This window comes from Maricaulis sp., assembly GCF_048268525.1.
In the GTDB taxonomy this organism is placed as follows: Bacteria; Pseudomonadota; Alphaproteobacteria; order Caulobacterales; family Maricaulaceae; genus Maricaulis.
In genome coordinates, this window is the sequence record NZ_JBLWVH010000024.1 from 1 (window position 1) to 25,795 (window position 25,795).

General features: G+C 62.7%; 25 protein-coding genes, 1 tRNA gene and 1 pseudogene. 9 read left to right on the forward strand and 18 right to left on the reverse strand.

Annotation, left to right across the window (positions count from 1 at the left end):
• The 7 genes and pseudogenes from ACN0X9_RS12135 to ACN0X9_RS12165 all read right to left on the reverse strand — a co-directional run.
• Positions 1-1,027 (reverse strand): annotated as a pseudogene (locus ACN0X9_RS12135) (hypothetical protein); the annotation flags it as partial.
• Between the two features lie 125 nt (positions 1,028-1,152).
• The gene (locus ACN0X9_RS12140) at positions 1,153-1,371 is read right to left on the reverse strand and encodes a helix-turn-helix transcriptional regulator (RefSeq protein WP_417487842.1); all 219 of its coding nucleotides are present in this window, start codon (positions 1,369-1,371) and stop codon (positions 1,153-1,155) included.
• Positions 1,372-1,373: 2 nt separating this feature from the next.
• The gene (locus ACN0X9_RS12145; RefSeq protein WP_417487843.1) at positions 1,374-1,808 is read right to left on the reverse strand and encodes a hypothetical protein; all 435 of its coding nucleotides are present in this window, start codon (positions 1,806-1,808) and stop codon (positions 1,374-1,376) included.
• Positions 1,808-2,242, reverse strand: a complete 435-nt coding sequence (locus tag ACN0X9_RS12150; RefSeq protein WP_417487844.1) for a hypothetical protein — start codon at positions 2,240-2,242, stop codon at positions 1,808-1,810. The genes ACN0X9_RS12145 and ACN0X9_RS12150 overlap by 1 nt, the downstream gene beginning before the upstream one ends.
• Positions 2,243-2,392: 150 nt before the next feature.
• Positions 2,393-2,926: a hypothetical protein gene (locus ACN0X9_RS12155; protein ID WP_417487845.1), complete on the reverse strand. Its 534-nt coding sequence runs from the start codon at positions 2,924-2,926 to the stop codon at positions 2,393-2,395.
• A 300-nt stretch (positions 2,927-3,226) separates the two neighbouring features.
• Positions 3,227-4,816, reverse strand: coding sequence for a lysine--tRNA ligase (locus tag ACN0X9_RS12160; protein WP_417487846.1), 1,590 nt, complete (start codon positions 4,814-4,816; stop codon positions 3,227-3,229).
• Positions 4,817-5,436: 620 nt separating this feature from the next.
• Positions 5,437-5,898 (reverse strand): ABA4-like family protein, encoded by a 462-nt coding sequence (locus ACN0X9_RS12165; protein ID WP_417487847.1) that lies wholly within the window; start codon positions 5,896-5,898, stop codon positions 5,437-5,439.
• Between the two features lie 101 nt (positions 5,899-5,999).
• Here ACN0X9_RS12165 and ACN0X9_RS12170 point away from each other — a divergent pair, with 101 nt between their 5' ends.
• The 5 genes from ACN0X9_RS12170 to ACN0X9_RS12190 all read left to right on the forward strand — a co-directional run bounded on the left by ACN0X9_RS12170 (position 6,000) and on the right by ACN0X9_RS12190 (position 10,669).
• Entirely contained in the window at positions 6,000-6,635 is a 636-nt protein-coding gene (locus ACN0X9_RS12170; protein WP_417487848.1) for a TetR/AcrR family transcriptional regulator, read from the forward strand.
• Positions 6,632-7,585, forward strand: coding sequence for an HlyD family secretion protein (locus ACN0X9_RS12175; protein ID WP_417487849.1), 954 nt, complete (start codon positions 6,632-6,634; stop codon positions 7,583-7,585). Before ACN0X9_RS12170 ends, ACN0X9_RS12175 begins: the two co-directional genes overlap by 4 nt.
• The gene (locus ACN0X9_RS12180; RefSeq protein ID WP_417487850.1) at positions 7,582-8,508 is read left to right on the forward strand and encodes an ABC transporter ATP-binding protein; all 927 of its coding nucleotides are present in this window, start codon (positions 7,582-7,584) and stop codon (positions 8,506-8,508) included. The genes ACN0X9_RS12175 and ACN0X9_RS12180 overlap by 4 nt, the downstream gene beginning before the upstream one ends.
• The gene (locus ACN0X9_RS12185; protein WP_417487851.1) at positions 8,505-9,611 is read left to right on the forward strand and encodes an ABC transporter permease; all 1,107 of its coding nucleotides are present in this window, start codon (positions 8,505-8,507) and stop codon (positions 9,609-9,611) included. The genes ACN0X9_RS12180 and ACN0X9_RS12185 overlap by 4 nt, the downstream gene beginning before the upstream one ends.
• A 296-nt stretch (positions 9,612-9,907) precedes the next feature.
• Positions 9,908-10,669 (forward strand): hypothetical protein, encoded by a 762-nt coding sequence (locus ACN0X9_RS12190; protein ID WP_417487852.1) that lies wholly within the window; start codon positions 9,908-9,910, stop codon positions 10,667-10,669.
• A 2-nt stretch (positions 10,670-10,671) separates the two neighbouring features.
• On the opposite strand, the gene ACN0X9_RS12195 is transcribed toward ACN0X9_RS12190, so the two are convergent.
• The 4 genes from ACN0X9_RS12195 to ACN0X9_RS12210 form a co-directional block, all read right to left on the reverse strand.
• Positions 10,672-10,872, reverse strand: a complete 201-nt coding sequence (locus tag ACN0X9_RS12195) for a helix-turn-helix transcriptional regulator (protein ID WP_417487853.1) — start codon at positions 10,870-10,872, stop codon at positions 10,672-10,674.
• The gene (locus ACN0X9_RS12200; protein WP_417487854.1) at positions 10,869-11,279 is read right to left on the reverse strand and encodes a hypothetical protein; all 411 of its coding nucleotides are present in this window, start codon (positions 11,277-11,279) and stop codon (positions 10,869-10,871) included. Before ACN0X9_RS12200 ends, ACN0X9_RS12195 begins: the two co-directional genes overlap by 4 nt.
• Positions 11,276-11,542, reverse strand: a complete 267-nt coding sequence (locus ACN0X9_RS12205) for a hypothetical protein (protein ID WP_417487855.1) — start codon at positions 11,540-11,542, stop codon at positions 11,276-11,278. The genes ACN0X9_RS12200 and ACN0X9_RS12205 overlap by 4 nt, the downstream gene beginning before the upstream one ends.
• 141 nt (positions 11,543-11,683) lie before the next feature.
• Positions 11,684-12,337, reverse strand: a complete 654-nt coding sequence (locus ACN0X9_RS12210; protein WP_417487856.1) for a peroxiredoxin — start codon at positions 12,335-12,337, stop codon at positions 11,684-11,686.
• Positions 12,338-12,473: 136 nt separating this feature from the next.
• Here ACN0X9_RS12210 and ACN0X9_RS12215 point away from each other — a divergent pair, with 136 nt between their 5' ends.
• Both ACN0X9_RS12215 and ACN0X9_RS12220 read left to right on the forward strand, forming a co-directional pair.
• Positions 12,474-12,962 (forward strand): SixA phosphatase family protein, encoded by a 489-nt coding sequence (locus tag ACN0X9_RS12215; RefSeq protein ID WP_417487857.1) that lies wholly within the window; start codon positions 12,474-12,476, stop codon positions 12,960-12,962.
• Positions 12,963-13,269: 307 nt separating this feature from the next.
• A complete protein-coding gene (locus ACN0X9_RS12220; protein ID WP_417487858.1) occupies positions 13,270-14,646 on the forward strand; it encodes a glycosyltransferase family 2 protein in 1,377 nt (458 codons plus the stop codon).
• 180 nt (positions 14,647-14,826) lie between these two features.
• Here ACN0X9_RS12220 and ACN0X9_RS12225 read toward each other — a convergent pair.
• The 4 genes from ACN0X9_RS12225 to ACN0X9_RS12240 all read right to left on the reverse strand — a co-directional run bounded on the left by ACN0X9_RS12225 (position 14,827) and on the right by ACN0X9_RS12240 (position 20,299).
• Positions 14,827-14,900: transfer RNA gene (locus ACN0X9_RS12225), tRNA-Gly, on the reverse strand.
• A gap of 93 nt (positions 14,901-14,993) precedes the next feature.
• Entirely contained in the window at positions 14,994-17,051 is a 2,058-nt protein-coding gene (locus ACN0X9_RS12230; protein ID WP_417487859.1) for an alpha/beta hydrolase family protein, read from the reverse strand.
• Between the two features lie 143 nt (positions 17,052-17,194).
• Complete coding sequence (locus ACN0X9_RS12235; RefSeq protein ID WP_417487860.1) at positions 17,195-19,114, reverse strand: alpha/beta hydrolase family protein; 1,920 nt, start codon at positions 19,112-19,114, stop codon at positions 17,195-17,197.
• Positions 19,115-19,279: 165 nt separating this feature from the next.
• The gene (locus tag ACN0X9_RS12240; RefSeq protein WP_417487861.1) at positions 19,280-20,299 is read right to left on the reverse strand and encodes a 2'-deoxycytidine 5'-triphosphate deaminase; all 1,020 of its coding nucleotides are present in this window, start codon (positions 20,297-20,299) and stop codon (positions 19,280-19,282) included.
• Positions 20,300-20,463: 164 nt separating this feature from the next.
• On the opposite strand from ACN0X9_RS12240, the gene apaG reads away from it, so the two are divergent.
• Positions 20,464-20,856 carry a Co2+/Mg2+ efflux protein ApaG gene (gene apaG, locus ACN0X9_RS12245; RefSeq protein ID WP_417487862.1) on the forward strand — a complete coding sequence of 131 codons (393 nt, stop codon included), beginning with the start codon at positions 20,464-20,466 and terminating at the stop codon, positions 20,854-20,856.
• A gap of 50 nt (positions 20,857-20,906) precedes the next feature.
• On the forward strand, positions 20,907-22,364 hold the full coding sequence (locus ACN0X9_RS12250; RefSeq protein ID WP_417487863.1) for a TrkH family potassium uptake protein: 1,458 nt from the start codon (positions 20,907-20,909) through the stop codon (positions 22,362-22,364).
• Here the strand turns inward: ACN0X9_RS12250 and ACN0X9_RS12255 are convergent.
• From ACN0X9_RS12255 to ACN0X9_RS12265, 3 genes are all read right to left on the reverse strand, one after another.
• Positions 22,361-23,515 carry a GGDEF domain-containing protein gene (locus ACN0X9_RS12255; RefSeq protein ID WP_417487864.1) on the reverse strand — a complete coding sequence of 385 codons (1,155 nt, stop codon included), beginning with the start codon at positions 23,513-23,515 and terminating at the stop codon, positions 22,361-22,363. The genes ACN0X9_RS12250 and ACN0X9_RS12255 overlap by 4 nt on opposite strands.
• A 120-nt stretch (positions 23,516-23,635) precedes the next feature.
• Positions 23,636-24,565, reverse strand: coding sequence for an Hsp33 family molecular chaperone (locus ACN0X9_RS12260; protein WP_417487885.1), 930 nt, complete (start codon positions 24,563-24,565; stop codon positions 23,636-23,638).
• Between the two features lie 27 nt (positions 24,566-24,592).
• Positions 24,593-25,780: an aspartate aminotransferase family protein gene (locus ACN0X9_RS12265; protein WP_417487865.1), complete on the reverse strand. Its 1,188-nt coding sequence runs from the start codon at positions 25,778-25,780 to the stop codon at positions 24,593-24,595.
• Positions 25,781-25,795 lie beyond the last annotated feature (15 nt).

Below are 25,795 nucleotides of genomic sequence, written 5' to 3' on the forward strand. Positions count from 1 at the left end.
CCAGCATGTTGGACGCCCAGGTCACACCGGTTTCCAGCGTCAACGAGCGGCCCGGCCGCCAGCGCAGATCGGCGCGGGCCGCCGTTTCGCTGGTTTCCCGGGTCGAGGCGGAGTGGCTGGTGACACCGGCGGACAGGTAATGGTCGCTGGCCACGGCTTCGCCCTGGCGGCGAGTGACGAGTCCAATAAGCTCGATGGTGTCGGAGAAGTCATGGCGCCATCGGGCCGACCCGAAACGGGCGATCGACTCCGAGGCACCAGCTTCGACCGTGCTACCGGGCGACAGCGAGCTCAGGACAGGCGTGGACGCTTCATCCCGCCGCTCCGTTGACAGGGAGAACCCGAAATCATTGCGCGGATTGGCGTGGTAGCGGGCCAGGGCCAGCCAGTCGCGCCGGGTCTGGCTCTCGACTTCGTCGGAAGAGACCCGCGCGCCCGGCTCATCGGCCGTGGACGTCCGCACAGCCCCATAATCCGTGAGGGTCTCGTCATAGAGGTCGATCCGCGCTTCCAGCTCGAATTTGCCGCCGGTGATCGAGGTCGCAAGCTCGCCCTGATATTCCTCGCCACCATCGTCTCGCGGCTCGATTTCGATCCGCCCGTCGACCCGGGTCGCACTTGTCTGCGTGGTAACGATGTCGAGAACCAGCGGATAGCCCTGCATCTCGACGTCACGGGCGCCGGCCTCGATCAGCTCCAGGCGGACGACATCCTCGACGCGGATCGCCCGAATACGGGCCTCCAGCGAGCCGCTGCCACGCGGCGGGCGGCGGCCATTGATCAGCACATTACCGGCTGCGCCCGACAGACCGCGAACATTGTCGCCGCCATTCAGGCTGAAACCCGGCAGGCGATACACCATGTCCAGGGCATTGCGGGGCAGGAATTCTGCGAAGGCGGCGGGTCGGTAGACGGCGATACCCGCATCTTCGGTCGCATCCTGTCCCCAGACAGGTGCATACGACGTCGCCGCCAGACAAATGCTGACGGCGACGGCACGATGAAACGTGTCAGTCAATTTGAACATGCCCCAAGCCATTTCCAGCCAAATTCGCTGCAATGGGTTAGAGAAATGCTTCTAATCGGCCGAAAATCCAGCCCCTGATCATAAACAAATGCAGCGTGTATTTGTCTGGCGCAACCGAATGACCGTCATTCGGCCGGATATTGGAACACAGCGTCCAGGCCGACCTTGAATACACGCGCGATCTTGAACGCGACCTCCAGCGAGGGCGAGTATTTGCCCTGCTCGATGGCGATGATGGTCTGCCGCGTCACACCGACCTGTTTGGCCAGCTCGGCCTGGGTCATCTCGCCGGCATGAAAGCGCAGGGTGCGGATCTCATTGGTGATGGGTGTGGATTTGGCCATGATCAAACACTCCCGCGATAGGTCAGGAACTTCACCAGGATGCTGGTCAGCCCGGCCAGCATGGCGCCGACGAACAGGGTGTTCGCAGCCCAGAACGGATCAAGCTCGAAGACGAGCAGCATCAGCGCGATGAAGGCCGCGGCATGCATGGCATGTCCGCCCCAGGCGTCACCGCGCCGCTCGGCCGCATGATCACGCTCATCATCGACCACATCCGCCTCGTCGAGCTGTCCCTGACTGGCGATGGCGGCCCGGATACTGTCGGCAATCAGGGTGACCACGAAGATCACCACCGCGATTACCATCTCTGCCTTCCAGGAAACCTCGTCCAGGGGATGGGTGACGACCTGCGGTGCGACACGGATCAGGTACCAACCCAGGGCCAGAATGGTGCCGATGGCGGCAGAGCGGTTCATTTTTTCCAGAAAGCCGGGCATCACACACCCCTCCGATAGCCGATCAATTTGGTGACGCCCTTGACCAGCTCACTGGCGACAAGGCCGGCCAGGACCAGGTTGGCGATCAGATAATAGGGCTGGGCAGTCATCGCCGAAGCCATGGCCGCGAGGGCGAACAGGGCCAGCACAAAACCACCGCGCTGGTCGCCACGCATCTCGACCAGCCTGTCACGCTCGTCCGCTGCCTCTTCGGCCTCCGACGGCGAGGCGATGGCCAGCGCGATATGGGCGACGATCGAGGCGATGATGACGGCACCCACCGTCACCAGCATCTTGGTATTGGTCAGCTCCAGCGCCTCTTCCGGCGACACGCTCCCGCCCAGCAAGACATTCGCCGTGCTGGCGAAATACCAGGCATAGACGCCGCCGGTCAGCACCAGCATGGCGATATTGCTTTTCTCGTGAAAACTCATGTCAAGCACTCCGTTCTTTGTGTCTGCAATTTTTAACATGACTTTATGTAAGACGGAGCAGACGTGGTGTCAAATTTATTCGACACCACGTCAGAAAAAGAAGCCCGGCACTTCTGTGCCGGGCCCTTTGCCTGTCAGATCGGGAGGCGATCAGGCCAGAAAGTCGATCAGCGGAGAGGATTGTCCGCCCGTTGCGCCATAGGCGCCGACCTGTCCACCACCCGGGCCACCGCCCAGTCCACCGGCCAGTCCACCGGCACGACCACCGGACAGAGGGGTTTCGCCGTTCTCGGCAAACAGGTTGCGGACGGCCTCATGGTCGATCTCACCGTCATCGCCGAGCACGGAGGACGCTGCATCCTCGCCGAAACGCTCGGCGAGACTGGCCATCATGCGGTCATCGCGGGCTTGCTTCTCCTCTTCGCGAACCTCGGCCATAAGGCCTGACAGGGCCTCGTAATCGACCTCACCGTTGTCAGAGACAACGCCGGAGGCGGCCGAGCCGAAACGTTCGGTCAGGGTCGCGTCCAGGGCTTCCAGATCAATCTCGCCGGCCTCGATCGCTTCCTGGAGGCTGTCGACCAGCTCTTCCTCGGACGGGGGCGGGGGTGGCGGCGGACCGCCTCTCGGACCTTGCGGCCCGCTCATGCCGGACATCGGCATGGATTGCATTGCACCGATCATGGTGTCGCTCCTGTGTCGGTACCGGCCGCTTGCACAGGACGGTACGGGTTCGGGCGACTGCGATCCTTTGAACAGGTTGAGGCCTAGGCCTGAAAACTTTACACGCGGTTACCATTGCGCCTGTCGGACGGCGTGTTTTTCGCATCCGCACAAACTTGTGCAGGCACCGACGGAATGGGCGCGGCGGCGCGTGTCATGGCGAGAGAAACGGGCTTGCAGCCCCCAAGCCCGGCTGCGCTCCTTTGAACCCTGCACAGCCTGTCAGGCCCGTTTCTCTACCCGCGCCGCAGTCCGGACGCGTCAGGACTTGACCAGCTCGCCGGCCAAGCCCTTTTCGATGAGTGCAATTGTCTCGCCGACCCCGTAAATAGCGACGAATGAGCCAAAGCGCGGCCCTTGCGACTGGCCGAGCAGGACTTCATAGAGGGCCTGGAACCAGTCGCGCAGGTTGTCGAACTCCTGCGTCTTGCCGGCAGCGAAGACCTCGTCCTGGATCTTCACGGCATCGCGCTCATCCGCATCCATGGCCCTGAGGCGGACCAGCAGATCTTCCATCGCCGCCCGCTCCATCTCCGTCGCGAGACGGAAGGATTTGGTCGGCTCGACGAAGTCGGCAAAATACTGCACTGCAAAGCCGGCCAGCTGGTCGAGCAGCGGATGGCTCTGCGCCGTCGCGCCGTCGACATAACGGCCGATAAAGCCCCACATCACCTCGGTATTATGAGCCGAGGCGGCCGAGGCGAGATTGAGCATCAAGGCAAAGGAAATCGGCGAAGTATCCGTTGGCGGATTGCCGTCATGGATATGCCAGGCCGGGTTTTCCAGCTGCTTGTCCGGCGTCTGATCGGCATAGGCCGCCAGATGCTGCATATACTCATCGACCGCCTTGGGAATGACGTCGAAATACAAGCGCTTGGCCGTCTTCGGTTTGACAAAGTTGTAATAGGACAGGCTCTCCGCCGGGGCGTATTTCAGCCAGTCCTCGACCGACAGGCCATTGCCCTTGGACTTGGAAATCTTCTCGCCCTTCTGGTCGAGGAAGAGCTCATAGACAAATTGCGTCGGCGGCTCGGCACCGAGAATCTTGCAGATCCGCGAATAGACCGGCGCATTGGTCTGGTGGTCCTTTCCGAACATCTCGAAATCGACGCCCAGAGCTGCCCAGCGCATGCCGAAATCCGGCTTCCATTGCAGCTTCACATGACCGCCCGTGACCGGCAGCGTGGTCTCGGTCCCGTCCTCATCATCAAAGGTCACCGTACCGGCCACCGCATCGACGGACTTCATCGGCACATAGAGGACCCGGCCCGTCTTCGGCGAGATCGGCAGGAAAGGCGAATAGGTCGCCTGGCGTTCCGCCCCCAGCGTCGGCAGCATCACCGCCATGATGTCATCATAGCGTTCGGCGGCGCGCTTGAGCATCGCGTCATAAGCGCCCGACCTGTACAGCTCGGTCGCCGACTGGAAGGTGTAGGTGAAGCCGAACCCATCGAGAAAGCCGCGCAGGCGGGCATTCATGTGGGCACCAAAGCTCTCATGCGTGCCGAACGGGTCGGGCACCACGGTCAACGGCTCCTGCAGGTGCTGGTTCAGCATCTCCTGCTGCGGCAGGTTGTCGGGAACCTTGCGCATGCCGTCCATATCGTCGGAGACACAGATCAGCTGCGGCTCATAGGCCCCGCCGGTCAGCGCATCAAACGCGCGCAGCACCATGGTCGTGCGCACAACCTCGCCAAATGTGCCCATGTGCGGAAGCCCCGACGGGCCATAGCCGGTCTCGAACACGACCGGCCCGGATTTTCGCCCCAGCTTGTCCAGACGCTTCTTGAGCAGGCGCGCTTGTTCAAACGGCCAGGCTTTCGCGTTTTGGGCAAGATCGGAGACAGACATCCCGGTGGTCTTTCTGTTTGTGGACACAAGAGGCTCGCGAGGTAGAGGGGAAGCGGGAGATGGTCAAGCGGGCTGGGCTTGGTGGGGGCCAGTTCCCTCTGGCTCGGGAGAGAGACCGGGTGAGGCGGATATCCCGGAAACTGTGAACCGCGCCCTCGCCGGGCCTTCGGGCCCCTTCTCCCGCGGGAGAAGAATTCCGGCGGTAGCCCTACACCACTTTCCGTCACCCAAAAGCCACACCTCTCGACGATCCAACCACACCGTGTCGATTTCGCCTTGAACGCGAACTGTTGCGGCGTCATAAGCCGCCTCCCGTCAACCCCGCCCGGGACCGAGCCCATCGGTTCCGCGCACAATGAAGAGACGATCATGAACGCAGTTCAGACCCGATATCGCCTCTCCCGCCCGGTCTATTGGCCGGCAGCGGTTGTGCGCGCGGAGGATGGCGCTTCCACCCGGTAGACTGGCCCCACAGTCCCGGTTGATGGCCCTCCCAAGCGCCCGCTTGTGGAGGGTTTTTTGTATTCTGCGCCGCCTCTCCCCCCAAGGGCGGCCGGAATGCAGACCCAGGGAGGGAGCGCGACCCCCGACGCGCTCCCTCCCGCTAAGGTTCGCCAGGCTCATGTGACGCCTTGCGTCCCCTCATCCAGTGACCAACCGGCCTTGCCGGTCAGTTTGCGGCCAACGAGGTAGAGCAAAAGGCCGGTTGGCCCGAACAGGAAGGCCAGTATCAGCGATGGCAGGACCAGGGCGCGAGCGACACCGCGGCGCCGGGCATCGCGACTGATCCAGGCCCCGACAAACAGGTCGAATGCCAGGAAGTGGACCCATCCGGTCAGCAAGCCGACGGGGTGGGAAAACAGGGCCTGAACGGCGGCCAGGCTCGACATGCCGGCCTCCGGATCGGACTGGCCGAAGACGATCCCCAGCGTCAGGAAGCTGAGATAGACCGCGCCCAGCGCCAGCGGCACCAGCGCCGTGTGAACAACCGGCCCGGTCCAGCGCCAGCCAGGCACGAAAATCAGCAGGAACCAGGCCGGAAATACCGCGATATTGATGGCCGAGAACAAGATCTCATACATGGCGGGCTCCCTTTCTTTCACCAGCACGACAGAGAACGCGGATTCGGACCGCCTGCCATCCCGCACTTGTTACTGACTGACTGGTCAGTTATATTGGCGTCATGCCAGAGACCAGCCGACGCCGCCGCCCCGAAGCGCGCCCCGAGGAAATCCTCGACGCTGCCCTGTCTGTCTTTTCAGAACAGGGGTTCGCCACAGCCCGTGTCGAAGACATTGCCCGCGCCGCCGGCCTGTCGAAGGGCGCGATCTATCTCTATTTTCCGTCCAAGGAAGCGATGTTGAACGAGCTGGTCGAGCGCTCCGCCGGGCATCTGGCCAAGACTGCCGAGGCCATGGTCGCCAGCGGCGCCCCTCGGGACGCGGAAACCGGCCTGCGCAATCTCCTGCGCATGTTGTTTACCAGCATGGCCGACCCGGCGATCAGCGCCGCGCCGCGCCTGGTTTTTGCCGAAGCCGCACGCTTCCCCGTGATCGCGGACTTCTATCGCCGTCAGGTGCTCGAGATAGCGCGCGGGGCAATGCGCGCCCTGCTGGAAGCCGGTGTCGGCGCCAATGTCTTCCGCCCGGTCGATGCCGACGCTTTCATGCGTGCGGTCGCCGGGCCGGCCTTTGCCCATATGGCACTGACCACGATCTTCACCCTGCCCCCCGACACGCTGACAGACCCGGCCGACATGGCCGATGCGCTGGCAGATATCCTCCTACATGGCCTCAAGCCGCGAGCCCCTGCATCATGATCACCCGCCTCACGCTCACCGCGCTCCTCCCGCTCACCCTGCTGGCCCTGGTCGGTTGCAGCGAGCCCGAAGACAGCGGGCTTGTCGGCTACGCCGAGGGCGATTTCATCCGCATCGCGCCGGATCAGCCTGGCCGCATCACCGAGGCTCCCGCCGCCGAGGGCGAGCACGTGCTCGCCGGGAGCCTGCTGATACGCCAGGACGATACCGCCGAACGCGCGGCGCTGGCCGCCATCGAGGCCCGCATGGATGCGGCGACCGCCCGCTATGACGATGCCCTCGCCGGTGCCCGCGACCCGGAAGTCGCCGCCGCCCGGGATCTACTCCGCCAGGCGCTGGCCACCCAGGCCGAGGCCGACCAGGCGCGCGACCGCAGCCAGGCCCTGTTTACCGACGGCCATATCAGCCAGGCCCGGCTCGACACCGCCATCGCGGCCGCCCGGGCGGCGGATGCCCGCGTCGACGAAATGCGCCAGCGGCTCAATATCGTCCGGTTGCCCGCCCGGTCCGGCCAGCTGCGCGCCCTGCAGGCCGGGATCGCGGCGGGCGAGGCCGAGCGTGAAGGACCCGCATCTCTGCTGACCCCGCACACCGTCACAGCCCCGGCAAACGCCCGCCTCCATCGCCAGCTCCGCTTCGTCGGCGAACAGGCGGGACCGACTGCGCCGGTCTATGAACTTCTGCCGGACGGTGCGGTCCATGCCGTCCTCTTCATTCCGGAACCGGAGCTCGCAGCGCTGCCCGTCGGGAGCCGGCTCGCGGTCAGTTGCGATGCTTGCGCAGCCGATTTGATGGCCACGATCGCGACGATTGACGACGCCGCCGAATTCACCCCGCCCATCCTGTATTCGGACTCCTCGCGGGCGCGTCTCGTCTTCCGCGCCGAGGCCCGTTTCGACGACACACCGCCGCCGCCGGGCACACCGCTCTTCTTCGAGCCGCGCCCATGAGCGAAGCGCTCGCCATCGACGTGACCGGGCTGAGCAAGTCCTTTGGCGGCACCCGCGTCGTCGATGATTTCGACATGGCTGTCCCGCCGGGCAAGATCTACGGCTTTCTCGGCCCCAACGGATCGGGCAAGACCACGACCATCCGCATGATGTGCGGCTTGCTGAAGCCTGATGGTGGCGGTGGTACGGCGCTCGGCCTCGACATCATCCGCCAGAGCCGCGAGATCAAGGCGCGCGTCGGCTATATGACCCAGCGCTTCTCGCTCTATGGCGACCTCACCGTGCGCGAAAACCTCAGCTTCATGTCGCGCCTGCATGCCCTGCCCAAGACGCGGCAAGTGGTGGACCAAGCCTTGGAAGAATACGATCTCGCGCCGCGGGCCAGGCAATTGGCGGCGAACCTCTCCGGCGGCTGGAAACAGCGCCTGGCGCTGGCTGCCGCCTCGCTGCACCAGCCCGGCCTTCTCCTACTGGACGAGCCGACCGCCGGGGTTGACCCCAAGGCGCGGCGGGACTTCTGGGACCGGATCCGCCGTCTGGCACGGCAGGGCGTCACTGTGCTGGTCTCGACCCATTACATGGATGAGGCCGTGCAATGCGACAATATCGCCTTCATCGCCTATGGCCGCAAACTCATCGACGCGCCGGCCGGCGAGATCCCCTCCCGCATCGGCCTGCACACGATCCGTATTGAAGGCCCCGGCCTGCAGCCGGTCTATGACGCGCTGGAGAACGCGAAAGGCATCGAGCAGATCGCCCGCTTTGGTGCCGCCCTGCACATTTCCGGACGCGACCGGCAAGCCCTGGAGGCGGCATCCGCACCCTATCGGTCGCGCAACGGGCTCAGCGTGACCGAGGCCAAGACGGGGCTGGAGGAAGCCTTCATCTGGCTGATGACCGGCGCCGAGGACAATTTCACATGAAATCGCTCTCCCGCATCCTCGCCATGCTGGGCAAGGAATTCATCCAGATGCTGCGCGACCGACTGACCTTCGGCATGATGGTCGGCATTCCGGTGATGCAGCTCCTCCTGTTCGGCTATGCCATCAATACCGACCCGCGCCATCTGCCGACCCTGATCGAGATGGGCGATAGCGGGCCGGCCAGCCGCGCCATTCTGCAGGCCATGGAGACTTCGGAGTATTTCGACCTGATCGGTACGGTCGCACGCGGCGGCGATGTTGAGACCGCCATGCGCGACGGGCAGGCCGTCTTCATCGTCACCATTCCGCCCGGCTTTGAACGCGACCTGGCGCGCGGCGAGAGACCGCAAATCCTGCTCGATGCCGATGCCACGGACCCGGTCGCAGCGGGCGCCGGAGCCGGCGCGTTTGCGACGATCGTGCAGCAGGCGCTGGAGCCCATGCTGGGCGAGATGACGCCGCCGGTCGAGACCATCATCCACCGGCGCTACAATCCGGCCGGGCGGACCGCCCTCAACATCGTACCCGGCCTGCTCGGCATCATCCTGACCATGACCATGGCAATGATGACCTCGATGGCCCTGACCCGCGAGGCAGAGCGCGGCACGCTGGAAGCCCTGCTGTCGACTCCGACACGGCCGCATGAGGTGATGATCGGCAAGATCACCCCCTATGTCGTTGTCGGCTTCATCCAGGTAGCGATCATGCTGCTGGGTGCCCGCTTCCTGTTCGACGTGCCCTTTGAGGGCTCGCCGCCCGCCTTCCTGGTCGCGGTCTCGCTCTTCATCCTGGTCAATCTGGCACTGGGCTTTCTGTTCTCGACCGTGGCGCGCAGCCAGATGCAGGCCATGCAGCTGACCTTCTTCGCCTTCCTGCCCTCGATCCTTCTGTCCGGCTTCATGTTCCCCTTCGCCGCCATGCCGCAATGGGCACAGGCGATCGGTCAGGCCATTCCGGCGACCCATTTCATCCGGGCGGTGCGGGCGATCATGCTGAAAGGGGCCGGGCTGGAGCATGTCTGGCCACAGGTCTGGCCGCTGATGGTGATTTTCACTGTCATCGCGACCGTGGCGATGGTCCGCTATAGGCAAACGTTGGATTAGAACTTTCTGGACCTCTCCACGATGCACCTTTAAGGTGCACAGCGGAGGTGGCCCATGCCATTTGTTCCAGAGTCGATACTGGCGAAGGTTACCGCTTTAGGCATCGCAGCCACAGCATGCGCACTCCTCACGCTGCTGCTACACTTTTTGATTTATAGCTATTGTGAGACTGAGACCTGCGATCAGGCACCAGGAATCAATACTTACAGCGTCATATTTTTCATTCTCTATAGCCTGTATTACATCGTTAAAGGGGCAATACTGGCAATCAATAAATGGATGAGAAAGGAAAGGCCATGACTGTCAGGATGGCCTCGATCATCCCGCTTGCCCTGATCGTTTTTTTGGCGGGTTGCGCGAGCACGGTTTCGCACGACTATCCAAGTCCGGTAGTGCCGTGGCCAGCTCCACCAGAAACGCGGACCATTCGAGTGGGCGGGCATTTCAATGCCACTTTGGAAAGGTCAATTCTTTATAGCGACCAAGCCATCCCCCCATACCCTGCCACATCTGGCACAACCAATGCGCCAACGATTGTCGGGTTTGTTGCCAGCCACTCTTCAGACAGGGCCGCCAGACGTCGCCTTCGCGCTGTTTGTGAAGGGCTGCAGGAAGCGGCAACACCCCATTCAGGATCGGTCGCTCCATCCACGCGATTGCTCTATTGGTATGACAGGCGACCGAGTGCGGATGCGCGCCCGTGGCAAGGCGGTGGCTGCCTGGATCTCAGCAACAACTTTCATACTGATCGGTCCTGGGCAGAGTACACCAACCGTGCCGGAAACCGGAGCAGTGTAAACCTCCACAAGCGGGGGCCTTTTCTGGTGTTTCAGGATCGCTCGGTTGACCGTTGGTTCAGCATCGACTTTTCAGCCTTGCGCACGACCGATATTCGAGAGGGCGTTGAGGCCTTGCGGCCCTTCATACTCGCCAACACAGATCAGTGGGAAAACAGGTCGATTTCCGCTGAGGCGCGACACTTCGATCTAATTCGAGCGTTTGTAAACTGGGCTGAGTCAATCGGCGCTCTGTTTGAGAATAGCCACGGCGAAGCCTGAGTTTATTGCATACCTCCATCATCAAAAATCGTCTCGATCGGCGTGGCGAACAGGCGCGCCAGTTTGAAGGCCAGTGGCAGGGACGGATCGTACTTGCCGGTTTCCAACGCGTTGACCGTCTGGCGTGAGACGTCGAGATGGTCCGCCAGCGCCTGCTGGCTCCACCCCTTCTCGCCGCGCAGCTCCTTGAGCCGGTTCTTCATCGCACCTGCACCTGCTGGACCATCGAGGCGACGCTGTGGGCCACGGCGGCGATCGGCAGCAACATGGTCATGTTGAGCGGTTCCATGACCCCATAAATCTCGGCGACACCGAAGATTGCGCTGGCGAGCAACATGGCCAGGGTCGCGACGGCGGCGGCCCGGACCTGCATGCGCGCCAGCATCTCGTCGATCGAACGGACATAGCGCACGACTTCATAGCCATAGACCAGGAGCGGCAGGCAGGTGAGCGCCACCAGTGGCCAGGCCGAGACGGCGTCCCAATCATTGACCGACGGATTGATCGTTTTGTCGATGGCCACCAGAATCGCGGTGAAGGCGATCATCGCCACGAAGGTCCGCCACAAATAACGCCGGGTCACGGACGCCTGTTTCTCACTGACGCTCATGACGCGTCCCGGTCGCGACGGCCAAACAGCAATGTGACGATCCGGGCGATGGCCAACAAGCCGAGGATGAAAACGGTCAGGCCTGCCATCTTCATCTCGGCGGAGAGGCTGGCGACAAAATCCCGAACCGTGTCGAGGGACGGGCCAATCATTCCCGCAAAGAAGATGGCTGGCAGGAAGACCGCCGCAAACAGGGCCAGCGAGACCAGGCTGGGCGCCTCGCCTGCATCACCAAAGCCCTTCATCCATTCACGCATCGTCATCAGGATCTCCTTCCAGTCATGTAAAGCGTGCTTTACTATATGATGTAAAGTAAGCTTGTCGTCAAGGGTGCTTTACAAGACTTCACATGAAAAAGGGCGCCGCGGCTCGCCGGGCGCCCTCTTGAGGTCAATGACAGCGAGCTATTCGGCCGGCTCATCAACCTTGTTCGGCTGCTTGGTCACCCGCAGATACGGCTTGATCTTGTTGTATCCGGCGGGGAAGAGCGCATCGGCCTCGGCATCCGAGATCGACGGCACGACGATCACGTCCTGACCGTCTTCCCAATTGACCGGCGTGGCGACCTTGTAGCCATCGGTCAGCTGGAGGCTGTCGATCAGGCGCAGCACTTCATTGAAGTTGCGGCCGGCGCTGGGCGGGTAGGTGAAGGTGGCGCGAATCTTCTTGTTCGGGTCGATGATGTAAACCGAACGGACAGTCAGCTTGGGATCGGCATTCGGGTGGATCATCGAATAGAGCTCGGACACCGATCGGTCGGTGTCAGCGATGATCGGGAAATTCATGCGGACACCTTGGGTTTCCTCGATGTCCTTGATCCAGCCCTTGTGGTCCTCGACACTGTCGACGGACAGGGCGATCGCCTTGGCGCCGCGCTTGGCGAACTCGTCCTTCAGCTTGGCCGTGAAGCCCAGCTCGGTGGTGCAGACCGGGGTATAATCAGCCGGGTGAGAGAAAAAAATCACCCAATCACTGCCGATCCAGTCATGAAAACTGATCGGACCTTCACTCGTCTCGGCTTGGAAATTCGGGGCGATATCACCCAACAAAAGACCCATGGTTCTCTCCTCGGTTCAAAACGCGATGAAACTGGCCTAGGAGTAGGTGCGCCTTGAGCGGGCAGAGTGCAACCCTTCGCGCGGCCCGCGCAACCAAATGTGAACCGGACGACCTGTCTCCCAAGCTGCGGACACCATGACAACTACCCTGATCCTGATGCGACATGCCAAGGCTGTCGACCGGCTCGAAGCCGAAGACGATTTCCAGCGGGGGCTGACCCCGCGCGGACGGAGCGATGCCGGCGAGGTGGCTGGAGCGCTGGCCGCGCTCGGCCTGAGCGTCGACCTTGCCCTGGTCTCACCGGCCTGGCGGACCCGTCAGACCTTTGACCAGCTGGCCCCGCAACTCGGCGCCCCCAAGGTGGACGATCCAATGGTGCTCTACCACGCCTCCACCGACATGCTTGAACGGGCCAGTCGCGAGGTGTTGGGACCATCCAGGACGATTCTTCTGGTCGGTCACAATCCGGGCATTGGCGGCTTTGCCCACAAGCTGGCCCAACGGTGCAAGGCCACCCGCCAACTGCCGATCGGATATCCCACCGCAACCGCCTGCGTGTTCGAACTGACCGAAGCCGACCTGATGCAGCCGAGCTTCGTCGCCTGTATCAATCCGAAGGCGTAACACGCCGAGAGTCGCGCTCAGCGTGTATTTGTGCTTATCTGCCCGCAATCCGAGTGGCAGGAGGCCGGCCTTGACGCTGATCGACGAGCATTTCCGTGAAACTCCTGCCAACCCAGTGGAACTTCGACGACAGTCGCGGCCGCGTGGCGGACATGCCTTTCAGCCTACTCGTCTGGCCCGCCCGCCGGTACACCTCGCCAGCTTGTGGGCGCAACAGGCCGCCTTTGGCCTACCAGGACGACACGCCGAACTCAGCGCATTTGGTCCGACATCCGCCCGAATAGGGCGATTGTCGCTGGCGCTCCTCTTGGCCCTCGCACTGTTCGCCATCATTTCGCCAGTCGTCGCGCTGGCAGCCGCCAGCGTCATGACCTGCGCCCTGTTCACCGGCCTGATCGCATTGCGACTTGCTGCCGTGGCGCTGAAGCCCGTCTGGCTGGACGGACCTGCCTGCGCCGACAGGGACCTGCCCACGGCCACCATCATGGTTGCCCTCTACCGCGAGGCCGCCGTCCTTCCGGACCTCGCCCGCAACCTCGCCGCGATCGACTACCCCGCAGATCGTTTGGCCTTCAAGCTGGTGCTGGAAGCCGATGATGGTGAAACCATCCATGTCGCCCGTCGCCTGGCGCTCGATAGTCGCTTCGAGATTGTCGTCGTACCGCCGGGCGAGCCGCGTACGAAGCCGCGCGCGCTCAACTACGCCCTGCGTATGTGCCGCTCGGAACTGGTCACCGTCCATGATGCCGAAGACCGCCCGGACCCCACCCAGCTGAGGCGGGCCGCGGAAGCTTTCAGGGTTGCCGGGCAGTGCCTCGCCTGCATCCAGGCACCGCTGAACTGGTATAACCGCCGGGAGACTTGGCTGACCCGCCAGTTCGCGCTGGAATATGCCGCCCACTTCCATGCCTTGCTACCGCTCTACCAGCGACTGGGCTGGCCACTACCTCTTGGCGGGACCAGCAATCACTTCCGTCGTGACGCACTGGTCCGCATCGGTGGCTGGGATGCCTGGAATGTGACGGAGGATGCCGATCTCGGCTTGCGCCTGCACGCGGCCGGCTATCGATGCGGATTGATCGAGCCCCACACGCTCGAGGAGGCACCGCTGCAGCTAGTCCCATGGGTCAAGCAGCGGACGCGCTGGATCAAGGGCTATGCCCAGACCATCGGCGTTCTGGCTGCCTGCAGGGACACGCCCTGGCGCCGTGTCTGGCCCGGCGTGCTGGTGCTGGGCGGCGCCGTCGCATCGGCATTGCTGCATGCACCGCTCAGCCTGACCTGCCTGTTGGCCCTCGCCGTTGGGGCCGGACCTGAAGCGTCCGGCCTGACAGCACTGGTCTTCATGGCCACAGGATACGCCAGCGCCATAGCCTGTGCAGCGGTGGCCATGCGCCGCGCCGGACTACCGGTACGCGCCCGCGACCTTGCAGGAATGCCGGTCTATTGGCTGTTGCAGACCCTTGCGGCGGCTCGCGCCTTGCGCCAACTCATCAGCAACCCGCACTACTGGGAGAAAACCGAACACGGCCTCAGCGCCCTGACGGACACGCCATGTATCTCTCCCTCATCCCCACGCTTATCGCCCTTGCCGGATTCATTGCGCTCTTCCTTGTCGCCCGCTGGCGATCCGGACAGCCGGTCCGGCCCGAACGCGGACCCCGCCTCATCCCCTGGATCCTGATAGCCATCATCTCAGCCGCAATGTGCGTCGCCCTGGTGGTGCACTTGGTAGAGTTGGCCGGCATGGACCCGGCGGCGTTCCGACCGCGGCGGATGTAAGGCGTGGTGCGACTAGCAGGCCGGTCACCGCCCCAGGACGGTGACGGATGGCAAAACGCATACGCTGAAGGGCTTGAAGTGCTGGAGCGGGTGAAGGGAATCGAACCCTCGTCGTAAGCTTGGGAAGCTTCTGCTCTACCATTGAGCTACACCCGCTTGGGGCGTCGGCGGGCCGACAACCGGAAACACCTTTTTATAGGCATAGCCTGCGCCCGGCGGAAGTGCCGGGACGCAGGCATTCCGGCTGCATCAGTCCAGGGGACCGGGCGGATTGTGCTCTTCGACGAAACGGACGAGATTCTCGTACAGCAAGCGCCTGTGTTCGTCGGTCATCTGAGCGGAATAATGACGACCGCCCTCGATCGGAATGAACTCATAGGGCTTGCCGGCCTCTTCCATGGCCTCGACCATCAGCTCGGCCTGGCTGTATGGGACGACAATATCTTCCGTACCATGGATGATCATCAGCGGGGCCTGGACCGCCGCCGCCTGACGGGCCGGTGAAATGGAGATGATGTGCTCGCGATTGTCGCCGCGCCAGTCGCCGATATTGCGGGCCCAGTAAAGCTGCGACCCGCCGCCCATGCGCTCCTGGGCATAATCCATCATGCCCAGGATGTCGGAGACGCCGGCGCCGGCCACGCCGCAGCGATAGCGGTCCGGCGTCAGCGTCATCCCGGCGAGGGTGGCATAGCCGCCATAGGACCAGCCGAAAATGCAGACACGGTCCGGATCGATGATCCCCTGGGCAGCAAGATGGTCGATCCCGTCATTGAGATCCGTCTGCATGCTCTCGCCCCAGTTTTGATAGCCAAGCTCGGCAAATTCGACCCCGAAACCGCCAGATCCGCGAAACTGCGGCTGGAAAACGGCATAGCCACGGGAGGCCAGCAACTGCGCCCATTCATCGAAACCATAGGAGTCACGCGATTCCGGTCCGCCATGCGGCATCATTATCAAGGGCAGATCCCGCGCCTCGGTCTGCGCCGGGGTGGTGAGATAGCCGAACAGGTCCACCCCGTCCGCCGCCTGGTAGCGAACGACTGAAACATTACCGACCTGCGCGTCGGGAATTCGCGACCGCGAATTTCCCAGCATCATCACATCACCGGTTGAACGGGTGAGGAGATAATAGGCCCCGGCCGTTCCACCTGCCTCAATGTAGATGACCACCTTGTCGAAAGCCCTGTCCCAGCTGACCAGGCTGACATTGGACTCTGGAAAAAAGCCGATCAGCTGATTGTAGACTTCAGCGAATTCCGGCTCGAAATACTCGACCTGCCGACGCCCATCATCCCAGCTCGCACCAATGATGCCGTTGGTGCGCCAATCAACCAACGTGCTGCCAATACTGGCGATGTCGGATTGGACAATGGGACCTTCGATCTCGCTGGTTTGAAGGTCCATCCGAAACAGCGCGCGGCGGCGGCCGGGCATCCGCCCTGTGGGTGTGCCATTGGTCTCGGAGAAGAAGTAAGCATAGCGCCCCGTCGGATCGACACCCTGGACCCACTCGATGACGCCGAGCCAGTCATGCCAGGTGCGTGCCGCGAAGGAGAATTCCCGCATCATCTGGTGGCGCTCGGTATAGAGCCGCTCCCAACTGCCGGTGCCACCGTCCGAACGAGCCCAGAACTCGTACGGATCGGAGGCGTCGCGCCCACCACGCTGGCGGATGACCGGTCGGTCATTCGGGCCGAGGCTCATGTCGAAATCTCGAACACCGATTTCGACACGGCTGCGACCGGTGCGGCGATCCAGATCCTGCTCGAAGAGGCCATAGCCAACGCCACCGCGAACGCGCGTCATCATGCCGCCGCCGGCGCGCTGGGCGCGGACCCATGTCAGGACCGTATCCGGGTTTTCCTCATTGATGCCCGCAAAATAGGTATAGACTTCCAGCTCGATAGAGCGCTGGTCCTCAATGCGCATGATGTAGGGGCGGCTGACATAGAAATCATCACCCATCCCCCACCAATTGCCACGGTCTGTGTATTCCAGCCAGAGATGGGTGTCGGAGGCAAAGCGGGCGACGGAAATCGCCTGATCGTCACCGGCGTCAATGACCAGTGGCGGTTCGCTACCGTCCAGCGTATAGACCACGATGGCGCGCTCTTCCCAGCTTTGCCCGCTGATGAAGACGAGCCTCTCGCCGTTCGGTGACAGGCGGACCCCGCTCATGTCCGGCAGCGCCAGGAAATCCTCGATTTCAAGAGCCGGGCCCGACTGCGCCAGAACAGCTGATGCCCCTGAGCCAACCACGGCAAACGTCACTGCCGCAGCGACACAATTCAAAACAAAGCGCATGAAATCCCCCGAAACACGTCGCCCGTTTTCAGGCGAAAATCACTCAACTTCTGATTTCAAGCAGAGCCTGATCGATATTTCAAACAAAAAAGAGCGGGTCCGAAATCCCGGACCCGCTCTCAACAAATCTTCCGGCTGATCCGTCAGCGCGGGTCCGGCGGATTGTGCTCGAACAGGAAGCGCTCGAGCGCCGTGTACAGCTCTCGCGTATTGTCCACCGTCATCCTGTACGACTGGTGCGGTCCATCCTGGATGGCGACCAGCTCATACGGCTTTCCGGCAGCCTCCATGGCTTCCGCCATCAACTCGGCCTGCTCGAACGGAACGATCAGGTCGTCGGTGCCGTGGATGATCATCATCGGAGCCTGGACGTCGCTGGCATTCAGCGCCGGCGAGATCCGGGTGATGTAGTCGGTCTCACTGCGCCAATCGCCGATATATTCGGCCCAGTAGGTGACAGAGGCACCACCAAAGCGGCCCGTGACGTAATCCATCATAGCGAAGACGTCCGAAACGGGCGCACCGGCGATGATGCAGCGGAACAGCTCAGGCGTCAGCGTGGCACCCGCAAGTGCGGCGTACCCGCCATAGGACCATCCGAACAGGCAGACCCGTTCATGGTCCACCACACCTTCTTCGACAAGGTGACGCAAGGCATCAGACACGTCGTCCTGCATGCTGCGCCCCCACTCGCCATGGCCCATGGTGATGAAGTCACGGCCGAACCCGTCCGAGCCACGGAATTGCGGTTGGAACACCGCGTATCCGCGGGCGGCAAGGAATTGCGACCAAGCGTCAAAGCCGTAATAGTCCCGGGCCTGCGGGCCACCGTGAGGCATCATGACCAGAGGCAGGTCGCGTGCTTCACGCCCTGGCGGCGTGGTGAGATAGCCAAACAGTTCCAGACCGTCACGCGCCGTGTAGTGCACCACCTCGACCGGAGCGATGGCTTCGTCCGGAATACGGCTGTAGGCACCCGACAGGAACGCCATCTGACCGGTATTGCGGTCCAGCAGATAATAGCTCTCGCTTGTCTGCCCGCCGCTGATGCTGATCACGACCTTCGTAAAGTCCTGGTCCCAGCTGACGATCGAAACGTTCGAATCCGGGAAATAACCCTCCAGCTGGGTCTGGATGTTGGCGAAGGTCTCGTCAAAATACTCGACACGCTGCCGCTCTTCAGCCCAACGCACACCGATGACTGCATTCGTTCGCCAGTCTCTGATGAAGCTGCCGACATCGGCCAGGTCCGATTGTACGACCGGCCCTTCAATCTCATTGGTCTCGAAATTGAAGCGGAAAACGGCCAATCGGTCATTGTTCACGCGCGAGGTGAAATAGCCGTACTGGCCCGTTGCATCCAGACCTGCCACGCTGGTCATACGACCGACCCAGCTATCCGCACGCCGGGCGCCAAAGCGGAAGCGCTCACGTGTGAGATTTTCGGAGTACACGCGATCCCAGCCATTGCCGTCGAGGTTCGACCAAAGCTCGAACTCCCCCTCGTCAAAGGCGAACCGGACCACCGGCTCGTTGTCCGCGTTCAACCGATAGGTGAACCCGCCATCGCCAATGAAAACGCGGCGACGGGCCCGGTCACGGGTGAATTCCTGCCGAAAAAGGCCCCTTGCCGCCTCAACAGAGTCACCGACGGTCCGCGAACCGCGATTGTCCTGAATGACGGGCAACCAGATCAGCATGCTGTCCGGATCGGAAATGTCCCTGTTGGCCATAGTGGCAAATCGGTTGAGTTCCCAGTTTCCGCTGCCGTCCGCCCGCACCACATAGGTCCGGAAGAGGTCGGCTCGCTCGCCTTCGGCCGCCAGATCCCGCCGGTCGGAATAGGTAACCAGCAGATTTTCGTCATTGGCCCAGGAGACCGCCGCGAGGACCTGGTCATCCCCGCCATCGATCACGAAAGGCGCACCGCCCACCAGCGAATAGATGACAATCGAGCGCTCTGCCCGGCTCTCGCCGGAAATGAAGACCAAGCGCTCGCCATTGGGTGAAATACTGACGTCCGACATGTTCGCCATGGCGGCGTAATCGTCGATCGACGGCACCGGCGGCTGTGCGTGGGCAGCCCCAACCGCCGCGCAAAGCATAATCAAAAGGCCTGATAATCTGACCATGAACCCCTCCCTAAATAAAAGCCCACAAAAGGGTAAGCCGCCCGTAAGGTTCAGCCTCGTTGCGCGACAATCAAGGAGAAAACCCAGAAAATCCGGTTATTCGCTGGCGAAGAACTTCGACAATTTCAACCCTTGGGCTTGGTAATTGGACGCGACCTGACCATAGGCTGTATTCGGTACGCCCAGCATCGGCTCATAAACCAGCCGGGCGATGGGTTGGCCGTGTTCCAGCAGGAATGGTACATCGCGGCCGCGCACTTCCAGGACCGCGCGGGCTCCAGTGCCACCGGCTTCACTGGTCCCGAAGCCCGGATCGAAGAAGCCAGCATAATGAGCCCGGAACTCGCCGATCTCGGTGGCGATCGGCGCCATTTCAGCCGCCTCGTCGCATCCGATCCTGACGGCTTCTCGCGAGGCCAGGATGTAAAACTCACCAGGATCCAGGACCAGGCGGCGGTCAGGGGCAGTCAACGGCTCCCAGTATCGAGCTGCGGCATGACCACCAATCCTGGACAGATCAACCAGGCCTGAGTGCCGCCGCGCCCGATAACCGACAATCCCGTCACCAAATCCGGCCAGGTCAACGCTGACCGTGACCTCGCGCAGGGCCTTGTGCTCTCCCTGGCGGAAACGCACTTGGCTCAGCCGGTCGCCTTCACGAGCAAGAATCGAGAATGTACAGGGCGAGATCTCGGCATAGAGCGGACCTTCATAGCCCACCGGGGCCTGGTCAAAGGCGACACCGTGATCGGTGATGACCCGCGTGAAGACATCGATGCGCCCGGTCGAACTCTTGGGATTCATCGCAGCACTGAGGCCAGCGGGCAGCTTCAGGCCTTCCTGAAGCGGCGCCAGGTAGACACAACCGGTCTCCAGGACCGCCCCGGCGGTCAGGTCGACCGTATGCATGACCAGGTCATCGTCGAGACGCTCGGCAACAGTCCGGCCGGGTCCGGGCAGGAAGCTGGCACGCAGTCGCCAGGCCTTGCTGCCGAGGCGGAGGTCGATACTGGCCGGCTGGACCTGTCCCTCGGCCAGCGGAGCGACTGTCGTCACGACGCCGCGGCCGGTCAGGGCGGCAAGATGATGGTCAGGCAGGATTCCGGTATCGGCCATGGATCACAATCAGCATGTGTTGGAAGAGGCAGATGTCCAACATCCGGCGCGCCCTGTCCAGCGATGCTGACCGTGGGGGTTGAGCCACATGGCGCACGGGTTGATTATATGGCCATTATTGATGGTCGGACCTGCGTGATGCAGACCGGTCGCAGGGGCATCCAATGTATGAGCACGAAAGCTGCGGCGTGCGGATCAGTGTCAGTCCGGACTACTTGGAGGATGAGAGCATCCCCGAGGAGGGCCGCTTTGTCTGGGCCTATACGATCGAGATCGAGAATACCGGCGAGCATCCCGTTCAGCTGATCGCCCGCAAATGGGTTATCACCGATGCCAACGGACGCACCGAACACGTGCAAGGCATGGGCGTGATCGGCGAACAGCCGGTGATCGAGCCGGGCGAGCGATTTCGCTACACGTCCGGCGCGCCCCTGCCGACCTCGTCCGGATTCATGAGTGGCAGCTACGAGATGCGGCGCGGCGATGGCGAAAGCTTTGCGGCCACCATTCCGGGTTTCTCGCTGGACCGGCCGTCCGACCGCCTGTGGCTGCATTGATCTGATGATCCGCGCGCGATGAAATCCCGGCCCCAGGAAGACAGGCGCCCGTGACCCAGGCCCTCCGGCAAGTGCTGTTCATGATCGGCATGATGGTCACCGTGCTGGCCGCGACCATGCTGGCGCCCGCGCTGGTCGACTTCGCGTCAGGCCAGCAAGAAAGCGCGACGGCATTCATCCTGTCCTCCATCATCGGCGTCTTTGTGGGCGGGGCGATCACACTGAGCACACGTGGCCCGGTGGGAGACATGCCGGCACGGGGCGCGTTCGTACTTATCGTCGGAGCCTGGCTGGGACTGGCCCTGTGCGCCGCCTTGCCGTTGCGCCTTTCGGGTCAGGGACTAGACTGGACCGACGCAATTTTCGAGGCGATCTCGGGGCTGACAACAACCGGTGCCACGGTCATCACCGGGCTGGACCTGCGACCACCCGGACTGCTTCTCTGGCGGGCCATCCTGCAGTGGATCGGCGGGATCGGGATCATTGTCACCGCAATGGCTTTCTGGCCGATGCTGGGCATTGGCGGCATGCAGTTATTCCAGCTTGAAACCGGGGACACCTCCGAAAAGGTGCTGCCACGCGCGACCCAGATCGCCGCGGGCATTGCCGCGATCTACCTGGCCCTGACCATCGTCTGCTTCGTCGCCTATATGGGGACGGGCATGGCGTGGCTGCCGGCGCTTTGTCATGCCATGTCCACCGTTTCAACGGGCGGCTTCTCAACATCCGACAACTCGATGGGGGAGTATGTGCACCTCGGCTCGGACATGATCACCGTCGTGTTCATGATCCTGGCCTCCTTGCCCTTCGGCCTGTTTCTTCTGGCCTCACGCGGTAAGTTCAGCGGTCTGTTCCGGGACGCCCAGGTGCGGGGTTTCCTACTGGTCGTCGCGGTGGCGACGATTGGACTGACCACACTCATCATGGCGCAGGACTTGTTCACCGGCGACGTGCCGGCCTGGCGCCACGCCGCGTTCAACGCCATCTCGATCATAACCGGCACCGGGTTCGCCACGACCGATTATGGCCAATGGGGGCCGTTGGCACAGGCTTGCTTCTTCGTCTTCATGTTCGTCGGCGGCTGCGCCGGGTCGACAACCTGTTCGGTGAAAATTTTCCGCTACCAGATCGCGGGCACCGCCATGCGTCGCTACCTGGCCCGGTTGTTGCGCCCGAATGCCGTAATTCCAATGCACTATAATGGTCGACCCGTTTCGGAGAGCATCCTCCACTCGGTATTGGGCTTCTTCTTCGTGTTCTTCGCGGTTTACGCGGCATCCGCCGCCATCCTTTCGGCGTTGGGACTGGACCTGATCACGGCCCTGTCCGGCGCCGCCGCGACACTCACCAATGTCGGCCCCGGTCTTGGATCGGTCATCGGCCCGGCGGGCACGTTCGAGCCTTTGTCGGATCCGGTAAAATGGGTGCTGACCGCCAACATGTTTATCGGTCGGCTGGAAGTGCTGGCCGTCCTGATCCTGTTGAGCCCGCGTTTCTGGCGCCCCTAGGCCGCAGCGGTGATGATCCGGTTTCGGCCGGCATCCTTGGCCCTGTACAGCGCCGCGTCAGCTCGCTTGAACAGGCCTGTCAGCGTCGGGTGAGCGTCGGTGACCTCGACCAACCCAGCCGAAATCGTCACCGGGATTTCGCGTCCATCGAGACGGAAGGGGTGGTCCTGCACCGCCTCGCGGACCCGCTCGGCTACATCCTGCACCGTCACGCTGCTGTGCGAATGGATGAGCGCCACGAACTCCTCGCCGCCGAGGCGGGCGACATGGTCGGTTTCCCGGATGGCGGACTTCAGGATGTCGGCGACATGCTGCAGCACGGCGTCTCCGACATCATGCCCGTACGTGTCGTTGACCTGTTTGAAATGATCGACATCGAAGACCGCAATGGCTGCCGGTGCCACAGCCGCCGGTGACGACAGGAAGCTCTCATTGACCACGGCCTCGAAGGCCCGGCGATTGGGCAGCCCCGTCAGATGATCGGTCAGCGCTGCCTGCTTCAATACCGACGCCGAACGGCCAGCCGAGAGCAACACAAATCCGAATACCAGATTGGTCTCGACCACCATCAAGAAGAGGATACCCAGGGCCATCATCTGGCTGGGCGCCAGGACACTGGGAAGGTCCGGGTCAAAGAGCAGGATGCTGCTGCTGAGCACGGCAAGGGCAATCACGAATAGGAAGATCGTATAGCGCAGCAATCGCACGCCAGGCAGGCCGTCGCGGTGACCAATGACCGTGAGATAGGGCAACATCAACAAGCAAGGCACGATCACGCCGATACCAAAGATGGCGAAACGCAAGGCGGCAATGTCAACGGCCCAGGTAAACACCGGGAAGCCGAACACAACCAAGCCGGCAAGCGCGCCCAGTTGCCAGTGCGGCACCCGTTGGCCGGCGAAACGGGCAACGCCTTCCAGCAGGATCAGGAAGCCACCGGCGGCCAGGATGTCACCGATCACCACACCCACCACGTCAGGCACGAAGCCGCGCAACGAGATCAGACCCAGTCCGATACCGTGCGCCGCCGTTCCGGCCAGCCACCAGCGCGGACCATCGCTGGTTTTCTGGATGGAGGCATTGACCGCGTGGATCAGCACGCCAGCCAGAATGACCGGAACCAGCGCCAGTATGAGTGTCTTTGAATCCATCGTGTCGCGCTCTGCCTCTCCCGTCGGCGCGGACAGTGACGCGGAGGCGTTACCACGGGGTTTGCAGAACCAAACTATCTGTGTTGCACCGCAACAATGGCAATCGGTGACCGGGCCGGGTCAGGCCGACGGCGCGTCGACCTCAGACGGTTCGAAACGCCAGTCGCGGTTGCAATACTCGCACGTCATGACAATCGCGCCATCGGATTCCATCGCGGACCGGTCGTCGGCCGGGAAAGACGCGATGATCCGACGCAGGCGTTCTCGCTCGCACGAGCAGCGCCTGGTCACAGCTGTCGGCTCGAGCAAGCGGACACCGTCCTCATTGTAGAGCCGATAGAGCAGCGCCCCGGCGGACAGGTCGGGGTCGAGCAGTTCGCCATCCTCGACAGTCTCGAACAGGGCCCGGGCGTGATCCCAGTCCTCCTCGGCAGACCCACGAGCCTCATCGCCCGCGACAGATTGCAGGAGCGCGCCGCCGCCACGCCACTGGCGGGCCTCATCGCCGGTCCAGATCTCGCCGATCGCGCAGCGCAGGCGGGTCGGTGTCTGTTCCGACTGGCGGAAATACGTCTCGGCAACCTCGCTCAGCGAGGTGCCCTCCAGAGCGACCACGCCCTGGTACTGGTCCATGTCGGGGCCGTGATCGATCGTCATGGCGAAGGAGCCGCGCCCGAGCAGGGTCGACATCATCGCCTCCGGCGCGATTTCGCCGGCCAAGGCCGTATCCACCGCATCGCGGTCCATGGAGGCAAAGCCACGCACACCTTCGCCGGTGACATATTCCGCCACCAGAAAGCGCACCGGGCCATCGCCCTGGGCCTGCACGATCAGGCGACCATCGAATTTCAACGCGTCACCGACCAGGGTCGTGACCAGTACGGCCTCGCCCAGCAGGCGTGCCACCGGCTCGGGATAATCATGGGCCGACAGGATCTCGTCGAGCACCGAACCGATCCGGGTGACCCGCCCACGCACGGTCCGGCCTTCAATCTGAAAGCCGGCAACAATGTTGTCGTGTTCTCCGAGCGGGTCACTCACGGTCGAAATCCTTGTCGTTGCAGGCTGCAGGACGCGTCAGGCTGTGGCTTCAAGCGCGCCGAGCGCCTCGTCGAGAACCGCCACGGCCTCACTGGCATCGTCCTTGGTAATCACCAGGGGCGGCGCCAGACGGGAGACATTGTCACCGGCAGCGCCGATCAACAGATGGCGATCGCGAGCCAGACCTGCAAGCTTCTTGGGATCAAATCCCGGCTTCAGCTTCATGCCGATCAACAGGCCCTTGCCGCGCACTTCCTCGACCTTGTCCGCATGGCGGTCCATCAGACCGTGAAGTTGCTGGGTCAGATAATTGGAAACTTCGACCACCTGGTCGAGGAATCCGTCAGACGTCAGCTCATCAAACACGACATTACCGACTGCCATTGCCAGCGGTCCGCCGCCATAGGTCGAGCCATGGGTTCCCACGACCATACCTTCAGCGGCCGCTTCCGTGGCGAGGCAGGCGCCCATCGGGAAGCCGCCACCAATACCCTTGGCGGCCGCCATGATGTCGGGCTCGGCGCCGTCGACCCACTGGTGGGCGAACAGCTTGCCGGTGCGACCGGCGCCAGACTGGACTTCATCATAGATCAGCATCAGGCCGTGCTCGTCGCAGAGCTGGCGCAGGCCGCGCAGGAAGCTGTCTTCGGGAGCACGGACACCGCCCTCACCCTGGACCGGCTCGACGCAGATGGCGGCGGTCTCATCGGAGATGGCGTTCTTGACAGCGTCGAGGTCACCGAACTCGACCTGGTCGAAGCCCTCCATCGCCGGGCCGAAGCCTTCCAGGTATTTCGGATTGCCGCCGGCATTGATTGCGCCATAGGTGCGGCCGTGGAAAGCGCCGGTGAAGGTTATGATGCGATAGCGCTGCGGATTGCCATTCACATAGTGATAGCGACGGGCCGTCTTGAGCGCGCATTCCATCGCCTCGGCACCGGAATTGGTGAAGAAGACACGGTCGGCGAAGGTCGCCTTGGTCAGCTTCTCGGCCAGTTCGACGCCGGCCGGGACCTTGAACATGTTGGACAGGTGCCACAGCTTGCCGGCCTGCTCAGTGAGCGCGGCGACGGCCTTGGGATGGGCATGGCCCAGGCAATTTACCGCAATACCCGAAATGAAGTCGAGATACCCGTCCCCTGCCGCCGTGAACAGGCGCGGGCCCTTGCCGTGGTCAAAGACCAGATCCGGCGGAGCGTAGGTATCCATCATCGGTGCGGGCATGTTCATATCCTCCTG

Coding starts and splice junctions, on each gene's coding strand:
- ACN0X9_RS12140 (WP_417487842.1), bottom strand. CDS start 1,371: ATGGCCAAATCCACACCCATCACCAATGAGATCCGCACCCTGCGCTTT.
- ACN0X9_RS12145 (WP_417487843.1), bottom strand. CDS start 1,808: ATGCCCGGCTTTCTGGAAAAAATGAACCGCTCTGCCGCCATCGGCACC.
- ACN0X9_RS12150 (WP_417487844.1), bottom strand. CDS start 2,242: ATGAGTTTTCACGAGAAAAGCAATATCGCCATGCTGGTGCTGACCGGC.
- ACN0X9_RS12155 (WP_417487845.1), bottom strand. CDS start 2,926: ATGATCGGTGCAATGCAATCCATGCCGATGTCCGGCATGAGCGGGCCG.
- ACN0X9_RS12160 (WP_417487846.1), bottom strand. CDS start 4,816: ATGTCTGTCTCCGATCTTGCCCAAAACGCGAAAGCCTGGCCGTTTGAA.
- ACN0X9_RS12165 (WP_417487847.1), bottom strand. CDS start 5,898: ATGTATGAGATCTTGTTCTCGGCCATCAATATCGCGGTATTTCCGGCC.
- ACN0X9_RS12170 (WP_417487848.1), top strand. CDS start 6,000: ATGCCAGAGACCAGCCGACGCCGCCGCCCCGAAGCGCGCCCCGAGGAA.
- ACN0X9_RS12175 (WP_417487849.1), top strand. CDS start 6,632: ATGATCACCCGCCTCACGCTCACCGCGCTCCTCCCGCTCACCCTGCTG.
- ACN0X9_RS12180 (WP_417487850.1), top strand. CDS start 7,582: ATGAGCGAAGCGCTCGCCATCGACGTGACCGGGCTGAGCAAGTCCTTT.
- ACN0X9_RS12185 (WP_417487851.1), top strand. CDS start 8,505: ATGAAATCGCTCTCCCGCATCCTCGCCATGCTGGGCAAGGAATTCATC.
- ACN0X9_RS12190 (WP_417487852.1), top strand. CDS start 9,908: ATGACTGTCAGGATGGCCTCGATCATCCCGCTTGCCCTGATCGTTTTT.
- ACN0X9_RS12195 (WP_417487853.1), bottom strand. CDS start 10,872: ATGAAGAACCGGCTCAAGGAGCTGCGCGGCGAGAAGGGGTGGAGCCAG.
- ACN0X9_RS12200 (WP_417487854.1), bottom strand. CDS start 11,279: ATGAGCGTCAGTGAGAAACAGGCGTCCGTGACCCGGCGTTATTTGTGG.
- ACN0X9_RS12205 (WP_417487855.1), bottom strand. CDS start 11,542: ATGACGATGCGTGAATGGATGAAGGGCTTTGGTGATGCAGGCGAGGCG.
- ACN0X9_RS12210 (WP_417487856.1), bottom strand. CDS start 12,337: ATGGGTCTTTTGTTGGGTGATATCGCCCCGAATTTCCAAGCCGAGACG.
- ACN0X9_RS12215 (WP_417487857.1), top strand. CDS start 12,474: ATGACAACTACCCTGATCCTGATGCGACATGCCAAGGCTGTCGACCGG.
- ACN0X9_RS12230 (WP_417487859.1), bottom strand. CDS start 17,051: ATGCGCTTTGTTTTGAATTGTGTCGCTGCGGCAGTGACGTTTGCCGTG.
- ACN0X9_RS12240 (WP_417487861.1), bottom strand. CDS start 20,299: ATGGCCGATACCGGAATCCTGCCTGACCATCATCTTGCCGCCCTGACC.
- apaG (WP_417487862.1), top strand. CDS start 20,464: ATGTATGAGCACGAAAGCTGCGGCGTGCGGATCAGTGTCAGTCCGGAC.
- ACN0X9_RS12255 (WP_417487864.1), bottom strand. CDS start 23,515: ATGGATTCAAAGACACTCATACTGGCGCTGGTTCCGGTCATTCTGGCT.
- ACN0X9_RS12265 (WP_417487865.1), bottom strand. CDS start 25,780: ATGCCCGCACCGATGATGGATACCTACGCTCCGCCGGATCTGGTCTTT.